This is a genomic window from Pseudonocardia autotrophica (assembly GCF_003945385.1).
In the GTDB taxonomy this organism is placed as follows: domain Bacteria; phylum Actinomycetota; class Actinomycetes; order Mycobacteriales; family Pseudonocardiaceae; genus Pseudonocardia; species Pseudonocardia autotrophica.
This window is the reverse complement of the sequence record NZ_AP018920.1, coordinates 4,872,273-4,887,797: the sequence shown is the minus strand read 5'-3', so window position 1 is coordinate 4,887,797 and position 15,525 is coordinate 4,872,273. Positions and strand designations below refer to the sequence as shown.

The following is a 15,525-nucleotide window of genomic DNA, read 5'->3' as shown; positions in this document are numbered from 1 at the left end:
CGATGAATGAGGACGAGACAACGGACACGGTGTTGCGCTACGACGCCGTCGGTAAGCAGTTCGGGCGTCGGGACGCGTTGCGCGACTGTTCCTTCGCCCTGCCCCGCGGTCGGGTGGCTGCGCTCGTCGGTGCCAACGGGGCTGGCAAGACGACGCTGTTGCGCATGGCCGTGGGGCTGGCGCGGCCGAGCGCGGGGCGGATCGAGGTCCTCGGTGAGAATCCAGCCGCGACGGGGACGCCCGCGGGGGTGAGCTACGTGGCCCAGGACAAGCCGCTCTACCGCCGTTTCCGGGTGCGGGAGATGCTGCGTGCGGCGGCCGTGCTGAACTCGGGCGGGAACTGGGACGGCGCCCATGCCGCGTCGCTGATCGCCGATGCCGGCATCGGCGTCGGGCAGCGCATCGGGGAGTTGTCGGCGGGGCAGCGGGCCAGGGTCGCGATCGCCCTGGCCCTGGGGCGGCGCCCGCGGCTGCTGCTGCTCGACGAACCACTGGCCGAGCTCGACCCGCTGGCACGCCGGGAGATCATGGGCACGGTGCTCGCCGCGGTCGCCGAGACCGGGATGACCGTTCTGCTGTCCTCGCACGTCGTGACCGACATCGAAGACGCCTGCGATCACCTGGTCCTGCTCGGCGACCGGCGGGTGATGCTCGACGGAGGTATCGACGGGCTGCTCGCCGGTCACCGGATCCACTCGGGACCGGCCACGTCCTTCGTCGACGACGAGACGGTCGTGCACCGCAGCAACGGCGGACGCCACACCGTCGCGCTGGTCCGCGACCACGAGCCTGCGGCCGAACCCGGGCCCTCGGGTTCGGCACCGACCCTCGAGGAACTCGTGGTGGCCTACCTCCAGGCTCCGGCCGCGTCGGATCCGGAGGCGGCATGACCTGGTTGGTATGGCGGCGTCAACGTGGTGCCCTGCTGCTGGCGGCCGCCCTGGTCGTCGTCACCGTCGCCCTGCTCGTGGTCGCGCGGCTCCTGCTCGAGTCGCGTGCCGCAGGCCTGGGCGACTCGGCCTGCCTCGTCGATCCGGCTCAGGACTGCACCGGCTGGGGTCGCGGGCGCGAGCTCTACGACTCCTTCCTCTGGCCCCACCGGTTCCTGCAGTTCTGGCTGTGGGCGTTGGTTCCGCTGCTGGGGCTGATCGTCGCCGCCGCCCTGTTCACACGAGAGACCGAGGAAGGCACCGCGGGATTCGTGCTGACCCAGTCGGTGAGCCGGGCACGGTGGTGGACGACGAACATCGCCACGACCCTGCTTCCCGCGCTCGCCGGTGCGCTCGTGCTCACCCTGGTCGCCCGATGGGCGCTGGCGCCGTTCGAGACGCTCTTCCGGCAGGGCCGGATCGAACCACTCGGCTTCGAGCTCCACGGGACCTGGCCGCTGGCCTCCGTACTGATCAGCTTCAGCCTCGCCGCGGCACTCGGGACGTGGTTGCGCAGCAGCCTCGCCGTCGTCGTGGGCACCGTGCTCGGGTGGCTCGTGATCTTCGCGGTTCTGCTCTACACGCGATACGACATCCTCCCGACATCGGTGCAGGTGGTTCCGATCGGTGAGTTCGACGGAACCGCCGACGTCGACGGGATGCCCCGTGACATGGCCTTCCGAGGCCCTGCCGGCGAGATGATCGGGTCGGGCCAGGTCGGAGTGGGCTGTGGTCCGCAGGAGAACTACTCGGCCTGCCTGCAACGCGAGGGCGTGACCGCCGCCGAGTTCGAGTACCAGCCGGAGTCGAACTTCTGGCCGCTCCAGCTGATCCAGTCCGGTGTCGCGATCATCCTGTCCGCGGCGTTGCTGAGCAGCAGCTACGTGCGGGCCCGCCGCCTGGGCTGACGGACATGGCTGACGGACATGATGGCGTGTGGCCGGCCCCGGTCAGAGGAGCAGGGCGGCGGCCAGGACCACCAGCACCAGCAGGGCGGCCAGCACGATCAGGGCCAGGCCGACCCGGCGTCGCCGGTCGGCGGCGGCCGCGTCGTCGTTGTCGACGTCGTCGAGGGTGCTGTGCAGCGCGTGCGACGCCTCGGCCTGCCCGCCGCCCGGGAGCTGCCGGGTCGAGCCGGATCCGGCGTCCGGCCGCTGCACCGGCGTCGTCGTCCCGATGGTCGCGGCCAGCGCGCGAGCCAGTGCGGCCGCGTCGGGCGGGCGCCGCTGCGGGTCCTTCGCCAGGGTCCACAGCAGTGCCTCCTCCAGCGCCGGCGGGATCCCCTCCCGCAGCGTGGACGGGCGCGGCGGGGCGTCGCGCAGGTGCGCCAGCACCACGGTGAAGGCGTCCGGGTCGGTGAACGGCGGGCGGCCGGTCAGCGCGGTGAACAGGCAGCAGGCCAGCGCGTAGAGATCGGCGCGCCCGTCCACCCGGCCGGTGGCCCGGCCCTGCTCGGGCGCCATGTGCAGCGGGGTGCCGATCACGTACCCGGTGCGGGTGCGCCCGGCGCCCTCGCCGAGCCGCGCGATGCCGAAGTCGGTGACGGTCACCCGGCCGTCCGGACCGAGGACGATGTTGCCCGGCGTCACGTCACGGTGCACCACCCCGGCCCGGTGCGCGGCGCCCAGCGCGTCGCACACGGCGACACCGATCCGCACCACCTCGGCCGGATCGAGCGGGCCGTCGCGCTGCACCCGCTGCGCGAGCGTGTCGCCCTCGATCAACGACATGACCAGATAGACCCCGCCGCCACCGTCGCCGGTGTCGCCGACGTCGTGCACCGTCACCACACCCGGGTGGTCGACCGCCGCGGCGGCACGGGCCTCGTCGCCGATCCGGGCGATGTCGTCGGGATCCGCGGAGTGCAGCAGCTTGATCGCGACCGGCCGGTCGAGCTGGCGGTCGTGCCCGAGATGCACCCGGGACATGCCGCCCTCGCCGAGCACACCGCGCAGTTCGTAGCGGCCGCCGAGCAGGTCCCCCTCGGCGGCCGGGACCTGCGTCGTCCGCTCGCCCGGTCCGGTCACGACGCCCGGAGATCGCGGTGCGTGCTCTCCGGGTGCCCGGCACCGATGAGCTCGTCGAACAGGTATCGGTAGTCGACCATCGCCTGCCGGAGCTGCTCGGTGTCGGCGTCATCCTGGGTGTCGGCGACGGCGATCGCGTGCGCGGCCCGGTAGTGCCCGACCAGATCGGGATGGTCCACCGACACCATCGCCTCGCGCTCCGAGAAGTGCTCGACCGGGTAGCCGCGGCTGCGCATGACCTGCTGCACCAGCAGATCGGTGTCGCGCAGCCCGGTCCGCGGCGTCTCGACGAACGAGTTCTGAGCCTGCTGGAAGCCGGCCGCGAACTGCTCCCGTTCGTCGGCGTCGAGCTCGCGCACGTCGAGCCCGTTGCGCCGGGACAGCCTGCGCTGCAGCTCCGCCTCACCCTGGGTGCGGCCGCCGGAGTGCTCGACCACGTGGTCGTACTCCGGGCCGAAATGCCTGCGCAGCGCCGCCGTCCGGCGTCTGCCCCGCATCCGCGAGCCGACCACCAGCACGGCTCCCAGTACGAGCAGCACGACCGCCGCGATCACGACCCACATCACTACGTCCGGTGTCACCTGACCCCCTCGATACGTCGTGCCCGGCAGCGATCGGTGTTCACTCCACCGGGTGACCCGCGCGGAGTACCACCGCGGAGCGCAGATCACACACGGCAGCGGGGTCACCCGGGAGGCGGCGGTGCTGACGGGGTGGCCGCCGACGCTGGTCCGGACGGCGGGCACCGAGCGGACACGCCGGGGCCCGGTGCAGCAGGTGGGTGATGTGTTTCCGATCCGGAACGAATCGGCGGCCCGGCGTCACCGGGATGGAGCAATGACCCCTCGCGAACTGCGGTCCGGGGCTCTGAGACGGTGGACGCCGCTCCCGAGCACCACCCCGTGCAGAACCGAATCCCCGTGGAGGACACCCGATGAAGAAGGCCGGTCGAAAGCTCTCCAAGGCTGCCGAGTCGTTCGTCGAGGCCATCGGCATCCTGGGCGGCTGGAACCGCGGCCGTCGCGGCAGCAGGTCCCGGTCGCGCCGCTGACCGGGCGGTGTCCGTCCGGGTCGGGGCGGGCGGACACCCTCACCAGCGGCCGCGCTGATTGGGCAGCCGGGCCGCGACCAGCGTGATCCCGCCGAGCAGGGTTGCGAGCACCACCAGTGCGACCGCTCCCGCGGTTCCGGGGGAGCTCGCCGCGGCGACCGCCGCCGTGGTCGCCGACACCGCGGCGATGCCGCCCACCTGCCGGAACATGATCCGCAGTCCGGACACGGCGGCGACCTCGCCCGGGACCAGGTGCATGCCCGCGTTGTTCGCCGCCGGGGCGGTCAGTCCGGTTCCGGCGCCGAGCATCGTGGCGGCGACGAGCAGCCAGATCTCCGGCGTCGTCCGGAACGGCGGTGCCGCGGCGAGCAGCAGCCCGGTCACCACGAGGCCCATCCCGCAGAGCAGCAGTGGCCGGTGCCCGGTCCGGCGCAGCAGCGCGACCGACACGCCGGACAGGACGATCGAGCCGACCCCCCGCCCGGCCAGCAGTGCGCCGGCGGCCAGCGGCGCCATCTCGTAGCGGGTCTGGGCGTAGAGCGGCAGCAGCGCCGATGAGCCGATCATCGCGGCGCCGAGCAGCAGGTTCGTCGAGTTCATGATGCCGAGCCCGCGTCCGGCGATGAGCCGCCACGGCACCACCGCATCGGGCCGCCGCCGGGCGTGCCGGACGAACAGGTACCCGGCGGTGACGGCGAGCAGCGCGGCCGGCACGACGATCGCGATCCCGGTGGGGCCGGTGCCGACCGCGCCCAGCACGGTGATCGCGATCATCCCGGTGACCAGGGTGCTCAGCAGCAGGGCGATGCCCAGGATGTCGAGCCTGCCGGGATCGCGGCGTGGCGGATCGAGGACGAGGAACGCCCCGGCGGTCATCACCACGATTCCGAGTGGGGCGTTGACCAGGAAGATCGCGTGCCAGGACCAGACGGTCAGCACCAGGCCGCCGAGCAGCGGGCCGAGGATCGCCCCGATCGGCAGCACGCTGGTGAACAGCGCGAGCGCCCGGTCCCGGTCGTATCCGTAGTGGTGCGCGACGATCCCGTTCGCCGCCGGTAGCATCACCCCGCCCGCGACGCCCTGCAGGAACCGGCAGGCGATCAGCTGGCCGATCCCGGGGCTGAGCGCGCACAGGCAGGTCAGAACGGTGAAGCCGACGATCGCCAGCAGGAACACCCGACGGGCGCCGTAGCGGGCGGAGAGCCTGCCGCCCAGCGGCAGCGCGAGGATCTGCCCGACCGCGTAGCCGGTGATGATCCAGCCGACCCAAGCCAGGTCGGTGCGCAGGTCGTTGCTGATCGTGGTCAGCGCGGTGGCGACGGCGGTCTGGTCCAGGGCCACCATCAACAGGGCGAGCGCGACGACGGCGAATACGGCGTGCCGCCGGGGGAGCGGCTGGGCGGCGGCGTGCGGCGTGTCGCGGACGCTCTCGGTCACGGTCGGCGTGCCCTTCGTCGGGGTCACGCCCATGATAGTTATCTTGAAGCAAGCAAATCGAGTGGGGGCGACGCCGGATGTCGCCGGCGCCGCCCCCACTCGATCACATGTTGCGCCGGTACTGCCCGCCGACCTCGAAGAACGCCGTCGTCAGCTGCCCCAGCGAACACACCCGCGCGGCCTTCATCAGCTCGTCGAACACGTTGCCGTCACCGGTGGCGACGTCCTGCAGGCGGCGCAGCGCCTGCTCGGCCTCGGTGCGGTGCCGGGACTGGAAGTCCGCCAGCCGCTCCAGCTGCGAGCGCTTCTCGTCCTCGGTGGCGCGGGCGAGCTCGATCTCCTGCGGCTCGTCGTCGTTCTCGGGCTTGAGGAAGGTGTTCACACCGACGATCGGCAGCTCGCCCGAGTGCTTGCGGTGCTCGTAGAGCATCGACTCGTCCTGGATCTTGCCGCGCTGGTAGCCGGTCTCCATCGCGCCCAGCACGCCGCCGCGCTCGGCGATCGACTCGAACTCGCGGAGCACGGCCTCCTCGACCAGGTCGGTCAGCTCGTCGACGACGAATGAACCCTGCAGCGGGTTCTCGTTCATCGAGAGGCCCCACTCCTTGGTGATGATCATCTGGATGGCCATCGCGCGGCGCACCGACTCCTGGCTCGGCGTGGTGATCGCCTCGTCGTAGGCGTTGGTGTGCAGTGAGTTCGCGTTGTCGTAGAGCGCGCACAGCGCCTGCAGCGTGGTCCGGATGTCGTTGAAGTTCATCTCTTGCGCGTGCAGCGACCGGCCGGAGGTCTGGACGTGGTACTTCAGCTTCTGCGAGCGCTCGTTCGCGCCGTAGCGCTCCTTCATCGCGACCGCCCAGATCCGCCGGGCGACCCGGCCGATCACGGTGTACTCGGCGTCCATGCCGTTGGAGAAGAAGAACGACAGGTTCGGCGCGAAGTCGTCGATGCTCATCCCGCGGGCGAGGTAGCTCTCGACGAAGGTGAAGCCGTTGGCGAGCGTGAAGGCCAGCTGCGAGATGGGGTTCGCCCCGGCCTCTGCGATGTGATAGCCGGAGATCGAGACCGAGTAGAAGTTGCGCACCTGGTGCGCGATGAACCACTCCTGGATGTCGGCCATCATCCGCAGCGAGAACTCGGTGGAGAAGATGCAGGTGTTCTGCCCCTGGTCCTCCTTGAGGATGTCGGCCTGCACCGTGCCGCGGACGTTCGCGAGCGCGTACGCGGTGATCTGCTCGCGCTCGGCGGCGTCCGGCTCGCGATCGTGCTCGTCGCGGAATCGATCGGTCTGCTGGTCGATCGCGGTGTTGAGGAAGTAGGCCAGGATCGTCGGGGCCGGGCCGTTGATCGTCATCGACACCGACGTCGTCGGCGAGCAGAGGTCGAAGCCCTCGTAGAGCGCCTTCAGGTCGTCCAGAGTGGCGATCGAGACGCCCGAGGTGCCGACCTTGCCGTAGATGTCGGGCCGGGTGTCCGGGTCGTGCCCGTAGAGGGTCACCGAGTCGAACGCGGTCGAGAGCCGCTTGGCCGCGGAATCCTGCGACAGGTACTTGAAGCGGCGGTTGGTGCGGAACGGGTCGCCCTCGCCGGCGAACATCCGGGCCGGGTCCTCGCCCTCCCGCTTGAACGGGAACACCCCGGCGGTGAAGGGGAAGCGGCCGGGCAGGTTCTCCCGCCGCAGGAAGCGCAGCAGCTGCGCGTCGTCGTCGTAGCGCGGGAGCGAGACCCGGCGGATCTTGTTGCCGGACAGCGTCTCGCGCGTCAGCTTCGTGCGGAACTCCTTGTCCCGCACGGTGTAGACGTACTCGTCGCCGGAGTAGTCCTCGACCAGCGACGGCCAGCTCTCCAGCAGCTCGGCCGCCTCGGCGGGCAGCTGCCGCTCGGCCTTGTCGAGCGCCTCGATGACCTGCTCGCCGACGAGCTCGCGGGCGGTACGCAGGTGCTGACGGGTGCGCGCGGCGAGCGCGTGCCGCTCGGTGTCGGCGTGGTACCCGCGCAGGGTGTCGGCGATGTCGGCCAGGTAGCGGCTGCGCTCCGGCGGGATCACCGCGGCGTGATCCGACGAGGTCTTGGTGTCGACCCGGGCGAGCCTGCCCTCGCCCACGGCCAGCCCGCCGGCGGCGAGCAGGCCGCGCAGGTGCTGGTAGAGGGCGGTGACGCCGTCGTCGTTGAAGGTGGCGGCCGAGGTGCCGTAGACCGGCATGTCCTCCCAGCTCGCACCGAACTCCTCGCGGTTGCGGACCAGCTGGCGGCCGACGTCGCGACGCGCGTCCTCGGCGCCGCGACGCTCGAACTTGTTGATCGCGACGACGTCGGCGAAGTCCAGCATGTCGATCTTCTCGAGCTGGGACGCGGCGCCGAACTCCGGCGTCATCACGTACAGCGAGTGGTCGACGAACGGGACGATGCCCGCGTCGCCCTGGCCGATGCCGGGCGTCTCGACGATCACCAGGTCGAACCCGGCGCTGCGGAGTACCGCGATGGCGTCGCCGAGCCGCTCGGGCAGCGAGCTGCCCTCGTTGCCGCGGGTTGCGAAGCTGCGGAAGTACACGTTGCCGTGGCCGCCCGCACCGGCGGGCCCGCTGCCGGAGATCGCGTTCATCCGGATCCGGTCGCCGAGCAGCGCGCCGCCGCCCCGGCGACGGGTCGGGTCGACGGCGAGGACGGCGATCCGCAGCTTGTCCTCCTGGTCGAGCCGGAACCGGCGGACCAGCTCGTCGGTCAGCGATGACTTGCCGGAACCGCCGGTGCCGGTGATACCGAGGACCGGCACCGGCCGCTCGGTGGCGGCGATCCGCCGGTGGATCTCCTCGGGCAGACGCCCGGTCTCGGCGAGGGTGAGTGCGCGGGCGAGCGTCGCGGCCTCGCCGGAGAACACCCCGTCGGCGAAGGCGGCCTCCGCCGGTCCGTCGGTGGCCGACGGCGAGGGCGGCAGCTCGGCCAGGTCGGTGTCGCACTCGCGGATCATCAGGTTGATCATCCCGGGAAGGCCGAGGCGCTGGCCGTCCTCCGGGGAGAAGATCCGGGCGACGCCGCGCGAGTGCAGCAGCTCGATCTCCTCGGGGACGATCACGCCGCCGCCCCCGCCGTAGACCCGCACGTGGCCGGCGCCGCGCTCGCGCAGCAGCTCGACCAGGTAGGAGAAGTACTCGACGTGGCCACCCTGGTAGGACGAGATGGCGACGCCCTGCACGTCCTCCTGGATGGCTGCGGTCACGACCTCGTCGACGGACCGGTTGTGCCCCAGGTGGATCACCTCGGCGCCCTGCTTCTGCAGGATCCGCCGCATGATGTTGATCGCGGCGTCGTGGCCGTCGAAGAGGCTGGCCGCGGTGACGAACCGGACCGGGTGGGTGGGGATGTGCAGCTCGGTCTCGGTGCTCACTCCGCGGCTGTCGGCCATGACCCGCTCCTCCCGCCGGGTGTGCGGACGACGGGCCCGGCTCATTTAGTTTGACATCCTAGTATCGGACGTACAAGAAACGGGGTGCGGGTCACATCACGATCACTCCCGGTGCAGGCCACACACGCCTCGGCCCCGCCGCGCACCCGTGACGACAGGTGTGTGGCGGGGCCCGAGGCGTGGAACGAGCCGGGTCGGAGCAGCCCTCAGGCTGCGCTCTGCTCGGCGGGCTCCTCGGCGGCCGCGATCGGCTGTGCGGCAACGCTGTGCGGCTGCCGGGGGCGTCGGGCGTGTCGTCCGGTGGGCCATGCCGCGGGGCAGGGCGCCGGGCGCTCCGAGATGCCATCGGTGCCGGGCTCCTCGCCGGCCCCCGGGGCGACCTGCTCCGCAAGCTCGGCAACCGCCCGCCGGGCCCGCGCGAGTCGCCGTGCGCGCCAACGCTTCCCGGCGAAACCGCCGATCAGGCCGAGGAACAGCAGGCCGAATCCCGATACGATCACGAGCGGCACCGCGACGGCAGGGAAGGCCGCCACCAGCAGAAAGGCCACCAGCGGCCAGTAGAGCAGCGCGCGCCCTACTCCCCGTCGCGTCCAGTCGCGGTGCGGAGGCATGATCTATACCTACCCGACCGGCGCGGTCGTCATGCGCGACTCGCCGGAACTACCTCGACAGTTTTGCGAGTGGAGGCCCGAGTTCATGCCGGGGACACCCCAGGGCAGCACGATCGACCCCTACGCCGGGCTCCTGATCTCGGAGAACGACCGGCTCGCCGACCTGCTGCGGGCGGCCGACCTGTCCGTCCCGGTGCCGACCTGTCCGGGATGGAGCCTGCTCCAGCTGGAGCGGCACGTCGGCCGGGGGCACCGCTGGGCGGCCCAGATGATCGCCGCGGGGGCCACCGAGGGGCTGGACCCGCGCGCCGTCGTCGGCGGCAAGCCTGCCGAGGACGGCCCCGAATCGGGAGCACAGTGGTTGCGCGACAGCGTCACCGAGCTGCTCGATGCGGTGACGGTCGCCGGCCGCGACGCCCCGGTGTGGACGTTCACCGGGCCGAAGCCCGCCGCCTGGTGGATCCGGCGGCGACTGCACGAGGCCACCGTGCACCGGGCCGACGCGGCGCTCGCGCTCGGCGCCGCCTTCGAGATCGCGCCCGAGGTCGCCGCGGACGGCGTCTCGGAATGGCTCGACCTGCTGACCGCCCGCCCCGCGGCCGCGGAGCCGCCGCTGCCCGACGGCGTGACGCTGCACCTGCACGCGGTGGACGACGAGCTCGGCGCGGCCGGCGAGTGGATGATCACGACCGCCGGCGGCCGGGTGGTGTGGGAGCACGGGCACGGCAAGGGCGCGGCCGCCGTCCGGGGCGCCGCCGCCGATCTGCTGCTGGGTGTGCTGCGCCGGATCCCCGCCGACGACGCCCGACTGCAGGTGCTCGGCGATCCGGCGGTCTGGACGACCTGGCTGTCCCGCACCGGGTTCTGAGCGCGGGCTACCCGCCCGCGCCCAGCGCGACCTGCGCCGGGGAGCGCTCGGCGGGAGGTTGCGGCGTCAGTGCGACCTCGGCGGCCAGCTCCAGGGTGGACGCCGAACGCGGGCGCTCGAAGCGGACCGCCGCCCGGCGCCCGTCCAGGGTCAGGGTGGCGATCAGGTTGCCGAACAGGGGCCCTGCCGTGCGCCCCCAGGAGACCCCGGCCCGGCCGGTGCCGTGGTCGCGGGCCCACCGGTTACTGGCCCGCGCGATCAGCCGCGACCAGGTGACGCGGAACAGCACCCGCATGAACCCGGGCACGACGTTGTGCACCGGGGAACAGGTCAGCTGGTGCACCCGGGTGCCGTCGACGCCGCGACCGGGCCGGTCGCCCGGGGCGTCGGCGTGCACGTCGGCGACGGCGGCGTAGGAATGGTGCACGTCGCCGGACAGCACCGAGACGCTCGCCGGTGGCGGGTCCCCGGCGCGCGGCAGGCAGGCGTCCCGCACCAGATCGGCCATCCGCGCGAACGAGTGCCCGAACGCCGGCCAGTGCTCCAGGTCGGCCTCCTGGCGGAGGAACTCGGCCGCCCGGCCGGACCGGCCGCCCCGGTTCGCGGCCTTCTCCACCCCGGCCTGCAGGTCGGAGATGACCTGGGGCAGCAGCCAGGGGATGGACGACCCCAGCACGAGGTGGTCGATCCGGCCCGGCGCGAGTGCGCGCTCGCGCACCCAGCCGAACTCGGCGTCGGAGACGATCTTGCGGGGCAGCGACTCGACGATCCGGCCGTTCCGGGAGTCGATCACGATCAGCCGGGTGCCGCCGAGCTCCCAGCAGAAGGAGAACCGCTCGTCCTTGTGCCGGTCGTCGCCGTCGCCGATCTCGCGGTCCCACCGGTCGGCCCGCTCGGCGAGCAGCGGCCACACGTCGCCGTCGGCCGCCTGCACCGCCTGCCAGTCGGGATCGGCGGCGAGCTCGGCCGGGGTGAGGTTGCCCAGGTGCTGATGCACCCAGTACGACGCCAGCCCGGCCCGGATCCGCTCCGGCCACCAGGGCAGTTCCGCCATCCGGGCCCGCCAGGCGCCGGAGGTGTTCCAGTCGTCCCGGACGTCGTGGTCGTCGAAGATCATCGCGGTGGGGACGGTGGACAGCATCCACCGCACCTCCGGATCGGACCAGGTGTCGCGGTAGAGCCCGGAGTACTCCTCGAAGGAGACGATCTCGTCGTCCGGCCAGTCGGGGTGGCGCTCCCCGCGCCCGGCGATCCGGCGCCGGGTCTGCGGGGTGAGCTCGTCGGCGTACACCTGGTCGCCCAGCATCAGCAGCACGCTCGGCCACTCCTGCGGCGGGCGGCCCGCCATCCGGGCGGCGTAGACGTCGAGGGCGTCCAGCCCGTAGGTGCGTGCGGTCTTCGGGTCCGAGAGCTTGACGTAGCGGCAGGACCCGAACACGATCCGCTGCCGCCGCTCGGTGGACGGCCCCCGGGTCGGGATCACGCTGCCCGGGAACGGGGAGTGCGGCTGCGGCCACGCCTTGACCCCGTCCAGGTGCACCTCGTAGGGGTGCCGGGTGTCCGGCTCCAGGCCGTGCACGACGACGAGGGCGTAGTGCAGGCCCGAGACCTCGAAGGTGCGGGCCGCGCAGCCGAGCACCTCCACCCGGCACGACCGGTCGGTCTGCACCCAGACCAGGGCGGATGTCTCGTCGACGTGCCGCAGTACCGGCCCGAGCAGGAGTGTCACTCGTTCGAGGGTAGACCTGCCCGTTCCGGGGCGATCGTCTCCTCCAGCGCGAGCAGTCCCGCGCCGATCTTCCCGGCGTCGCCCTTGTACGTCGCCGGCAGCACCTCCGGGATCGGCCGGACGTGCGGCGGGCCGTAGTGGAACTCGCGCGCGGCGCGCCGGGTGGGCCCGAGGAGCAGTTCGCCGGCGTCGACCAGACCGCCACCGATCAGGACGACCTCGAACTCGAAGATCGCGTTGAGGCCGGCGATCCCGGTGCCCAGCGCCCGGCCGAGGCGTTCGAACAGTGACTGCGCGGTGGGGTCACCGGCCATCGCCGCCGTGGTCACGTGCCGGCCGTTCACCTCGCCGCCGTCCTCGGCGGCCAGATGCGCCAGCATCCCGTCCGGGTCGTGCGCGGCGGCGGTGCGGCCCATCCTGGTGAGCGCGGTACCCGAGGCGACCGACTCCAGGCAGCCGAAGTTGCCGCAGCCGCACTGCGGACCGTCGGGATTGACGTTCATGTGCCCGACCTCGGCGCCCAGGCCGTGCGCGCCTCGGTAGATCCGGCCGCCGAGCACGATCCCGGCCCCCACCCCGGTGCCGACGGTCAGCAGGAGCATGTCGTCGAAGCGGCGTTCGCCCAGCCGGGCCTCGGCCAGGCCGGCCACGTTGCCGTCGTTGTCGACGACGGTCGGCAGCCCGGTCATCCGTTCCAGGTCGCCGCGCAGGTCCCAGTTCTCGTAGTTGTTGTTGGGCGCCCAGCGGATCCGGCCGATCGGCCACTCGACCGTCCCGGCCGCGCCGACGCCGATCGCGCACACACCGTCGCCCGCGTCGCCGCCGCGCAGCTCCTCGACCATCCCGCGCAGGAGGTCGTTCATCGTGGTCGCGTCGGACGTGTCCGGGGTGTTGCGGCGCAGTTCCGCGTGGACCGTGCCATCCTCGCCCACGATCGCTCCGGCGACCTTCGTTCCTCCGATGTCGAGCCCGATAGCCCGCCGTCCGTTCGTCACCCGGGCATGATTGCCGCACAGTCGCTGTGATGCCAGCGCACCCGGGGTTTGCGGACGCGGTGAACCGGGGAAAGGTGACCCATGCCAGTCTTGCGACGAGTTGCCCGGCCGATGCTCGCGGCCGTTTTCATCTATGGCGGCGTGACCGCTCTCCGCCAGCCCGAGGGCCACGCGCAAGCCGCCAAGCCCGTGCTGGACCAGGCCGCACCGGCGATCGACAAGGTCGTCGAGAACGCGCCGCTGAACAGCCGCCCCGACTACGAGACCCTCGTCAAGGTCGACGCCGGGGTGAAGATCGCCGCCGGGTCGCTGCTCGCGCTGGGCAGGTTCCCGCGTCTGGCGTCCACCGCGCTGGCCGCCACGATCATCCCGACCACGCTCGCCGGGCACCGCTTCTGGGAGGAGACCGACCAGCAGAAGCGGACCGAGCAGCAGATCCACTTCCTGAAGAACGTCGGCCTGCTGGGCGGACTGCTGATCGCGGCGTCCGACACCCACGGCAAGCCGTCGAACGCCTACCGCGCCCGTCAGGCCGCGGCGAAGGCCCAGGCCCGCCTGTCGCCCGGCTCCGACTCGGACACCGGTGCGCAGATCGCCGCCGGACTGGCCGGTGCGGGCACCTCGATCGCGGCCGCGGCCGCGGGCACCCGGGAGAAGCTGCACGACGCAGCGGAGGAGTACGGCCCGGTCGTGCGCGAGCGGGCGACCGAGTGGAGCGGCAAGGCCTCCGAGCAGGCTGCGCATCTCGGTGAGGTCGCCTCCGAGCGGGCTTCCACCTGGTCCGAGCAGCTGTCGGCGGCCGCCCAGCGGGCCGCGAAGAAGGCGGAGAAGAAGGCGCAGGCAGCCGAGAAGAAGGGCGCCAAGCTCGCCAAGGCCGCCGCGAAGCAGGGCAACAAGCTGGAGAAGGCCGTCGACAAGCGCGGCGCGCAGTACCGCAAGGCCGCCGGCAGGACCGGCGACAGGTGGCTCAAGGAGGCCGAGAAGCGGCGCGCCCGCTGGGAGAAGCAGGCCCAGAAGGCCGTGGCCCGCGCCGAGAAGCGTGCCCCAGAGTACGCCGACCGGTTGAGCACGCTGGCCAGCCAGGCTCAGGCCCAGGCCGCCCGCTTCGGCTCGGACCTCGCCGACCGCGCGTCGAGCGCCGGTGCGGACGCCGCCAAGCAGGCCAAGGGCGCAGCCAAGGACGCCCGGAAGCGGGCCAAGGCCGCCGCGCGCTGATCGGACCCCGCACCATCACGAACGGACCCTTCGTGGGCGGTACCGCCACGACAGGGTCCGTTCGTGGTTGCGGGTCCGGTCAGGCCGGGCGCAGGATCTGCAGCTCCCCGGACGGGAGCGCGCGCACCTCCACCGCGACCCGGCCGCACCACGCCGGCGGGTGCAGCGCGTTCGCCATCCGGGTGAACAGGGCCTGGGTGCGCGCATTGGTCGCGGCCTGCTCCGCGATCAGGTTCGGCAGCATCCCGCCGGAGCGCTTGCGCACGGTCAGCGGCAGCACCGACAGGGTGCCCAGCAGCCGGTGCAGCCGCGCGATGTCCGATGCGCGCCCCGCCAGATCCGGCTCGATCAGCGGGCGCAGGGCGGCCAACGGCCTGCTCGGTGAGCGCAGCAGCTGATCGGCCGCGGACAGCAGGATCCGCCGGGCGTCGAGGACGAGCGCCTGGTAGGCGCCGTGCACAGCGGCCGGGAACCCGTCCCACCCGAGCTTGCCGACCTCGCCGAGCTGCTCGCGCAGCGCGATCCCGGGCGAGCCCGCCGGATCGGCGGCCGCCGCGACCCGTTCCCAGCCCGAGAGCCGGGCGTGCGTCTGGTGACGCAGCACCGACAGGTTCGCGATCGCGGTGTCCAGACCGGTGCCGGCGCCGACCGCGCCGTGCTCGAGCAGATCGTTCTGGGCCGCCCGCAATGCCTCCTCGGCAGCCCGCAGCCGGGAGTCCGGCCCGGTCACACCGGCGGGCGCGAGAGCAGCGGCCGCGGAGGTGATCGCGTCCAGCACCCGGCTCTGGGTCCCGGTGGCGGCGATCTCCACGGCGACCGAGAGGACCAGCGCCCCCAGCGGTGCGCCCGGCGCGGGCCCGGAACCGGGCGCCCCGACCGGCAGCAGCGTCGAGGGGCCGGACCCGGCCGGCGGCGCCTCGGCCCCCACCAGGCGCAGCAGCGGCTCCGCGCCGAACGCCTCGGGCAGCGCGAGCCGTACGGCGAGATCCGCCTGCGGGGCGCGCGGCCGGACCAGATGGCGGGCCAGCTCACAGGACGCGCTGAGCCGGTCGCCCCAGCCGCGTGCGTCGTCCGCCTCGGCGGCGGGCTCCCAGCTCAGCAGCAGCGCGGGTCCGGGCGGCGGCCCCACGTAGGGGGGCCGACGGCCGCCGTTGCGCTCCGGTGGCCCGGGTGCGGGGCCGCCGGGCCGCCCGTCGAGCGGGAGCACGATGCCCTGGTGGTCGTCCGGTTGACCGTGCATGTCACTCCAACGACGTCGGG

12 protein-coding genes are annotated in these 15,525 nt (G+C 72.7%); 4 read left to right on the top strand and 8 right to left on the bottom strand.

Annotated features, from left to right (window positions below; all coding sequences use genetic code 11):
- Positions 1-2 precede the first annotated feature (2 nt).
- On the top strand, positions 3-890 hold the full coding sequence (locus Pdca_RS22715; RefSeq protein WP_085915569.1) for an ATP-binding cassette domain-containing protein: 888 nt from the start codon (positions 3-5) through the stop codon (positions 888-890).
- The gene (locus tag Pdca_RS22710; RefSeq protein ID WP_085915570.1) at positions 887-1,837 is read left to right on the top strand and encodes a hypothetical protein; all 951 of its coding nucleotides are present in this window, start codon (positions 887-889) and stop codon (positions 1,835-1,837) included. Before Pdca_RS22715 ends, Pdca_RS22710 begins: the two co-directional genes overlap by 4 nt.
- 42 nt (positions 1,838-1,879) lie before the next feature.
- Here the strand turns inward: Pdca_RS22710 and Pdca_RS22705 are convergent, their stop codons facing one another.
- The 5 genes from Pdca_RS22705 to Pdca_RS22685 form a co-directional block, all read right to left on the bottom strand.
- Positions 1,880-2,956, bottom strand: coding sequence for a serine/threonine-protein kinase (locus Pdca_RS22705; RefSeq protein WP_085915571.1), 1,077 nt, complete (start codon positions 2,954-2,956; stop codon positions 1,880-1,882).
- Positions 2,953-3,537 carry a hypothetical protein gene (locus Pdca_RS22700; protein ID WP_085915572.1) on the bottom strand — a complete coding sequence of 195 codons (585 nt, stop codon included), beginning with the start codon at positions 3,535-3,537 and terminating at the stop codon, positions 2,953-2,955. Before Pdca_RS22700 ends, Pdca_RS22705 begins: the two co-directional genes overlap by 4 nt.
- Positions 3,538-4,046: 509 nt before the next feature.
- The gene (locus Pdca_RS22695; RefSeq protein WP_158092290.1) at positions 4,047-5,471 is read right to left on the bottom strand and encodes an MFS transporter; all 1,425 of its coding nucleotides are present in this window, start codon (positions 5,469-5,471) and stop codon (positions 4,047-4,049) included.
- Between the two features lie 76 nt (positions 5,472-5,547).
- Positions 5,548-8,847 (bottom strand): fused isobutyryl-CoA mutase/GTPase IcmF, encoded by a 3,300-nt coding sequence (icmF, locus tag Pdca_RS22690; RefSeq protein ID WP_085915574.1) that lies wholly within the window; start codon positions 8,845-8,847, stop codon positions 5,548-5,550.
- A gap of 206 nt (positions 8,848-9,053) precedes the next feature.
- Positions 9,054-9,458: a hypothetical protein gene (locus tag Pdca_RS22685; protein WP_085915575.1), complete on the bottom strand. Its 405-nt coding sequence runs from the start codon at positions 9,456-9,458 to the stop codon at positions 9,054-9,056.
- Between the two features lie 85 nt (positions 9,459-9,543).
- Between Pdca_RS22685 and Pdca_RS22680 the strand changes: the two genes are divergently transcribed.
- Entirely contained in the window at positions 9,544-10,326 is a 783-nt protein-coding gene (locus tag Pdca_RS22680; protein ID WP_085915576.1) for a maleylpyruvate isomerase N-terminal domain-containing protein, read from the top strand.
- Between the two features lie 7 nt (positions 10,327-10,333).
- Here Pdca_RS22680 and Pdca_RS22675 read toward each other — a convergent pair whose 3' ends face one another.
- Positions 10,334-12,055, bottom strand: coding sequence for an alkaline phosphatase D family protein (locus Pdca_RS22675; protein ID WP_085915577.1), 1,722 nt, complete (start codon positions 12,053-12,055; stop codon positions 10,334-10,336).
- Positions 12,052-13,050, bottom strand: coding sequence for an ROK family protein (locus tag Pdca_RS22670; RefSeq protein ID WP_085915578.1), 999 nt, complete (start codon positions 13,048-13,050; stop codon positions 12,052-12,054). Before Pdca_RS22670 ends, Pdca_RS22675 begins: the two co-directional genes overlap by 4 nt.
- A gap of 81 nt (positions 13,051-13,131) precedes the next feature.
- On the opposite strand from Pdca_RS22670, the gene Pdca_RS22665 reads away from it, so the two are divergent.
- Positions 13,132-14,265 carry a DoxX family protein gene (locus Pdca_RS22665; protein ID WP_085915579.1) on the top strand — a complete coding sequence of 378 codons (1,134 nt, stop codon included), beginning with the start codon at positions 13,132-13,134 and terminating at the stop codon, positions 14,263-14,265.
- A gap of 79 nt (positions 14,266-14,344) precedes the next feature.
- Here the strand turns inward: Pdca_RS22665 and Pdca_RS22660 are convergent, their stop codons facing one another.
- Positions 14,345-15,505 carry a hypothetical protein gene (locus Pdca_RS22660; protein WP_085915580.1) on the bottom strand — a complete coding sequence of 387 codons (1,161 nt, stop codon included), beginning with the start codon at positions 15,503-15,505 and terminating at the stop codon, positions 14,345-14,347.
- Between the last annotated feature and the right edge of the window lie 20 nt (positions 15,506-15,525).

What these genes read in the sequence shown, in the direction of transcription:
- Pdca_RS22715 (WP_085915569.1), top strand. Translation starts at nt 3, where the DNA reads ATGAATGAGGACGAGACAACGGACACGGTGTTGCGCTACGACGCCGTC.
- Pdca_RS22710 (WP_085915570.1), top strand. Translation starts at nt 887, where the DNA reads ATGACCTGGTTGGTATGGCGGCGTCAACGTGGTGCCCTGCTGCTGGCG.
- icmF (WP_085915574.1), bottom strand. Translation starts at nt 8,847, where the DNA reads ATGGCCGACAGCCGCGGAGTGAGCACCGAGACCGAGCTGCACATCCCC.
- Pdca_RS22685 (WP_085915575.1), bottom strand. Translation starts at nt 9,458, where the DNA reads ATGCCTCCGCACCGCGACTGGACGCGACGGGGAGTAGGGCGCGCGCTG.
- Pdca_RS22680 (WP_085915576.1), top strand. Translation starts at nt 9,544, where the DNA reads ATGCCGGGGACACCCCAGGGCAGCACGATCGACCCCTACGCCGGGCTC.
- Pdca_RS22665 (WP_085915579.1), top strand. Translation starts at nt 13,132, where the DNA reads ATGCCAGTCTTGCGACGAGTTGCCCGGCCGATGCTCGCGGCCGTTTTC.
- Pdca_RS22660 (WP_085915580.1), bottom strand. Translation starts at nt 15,505, where the DNA reads ATGCACGGTCAACCGGACGACCACCAGGGCATCGTGCTCCCGCTCGAC.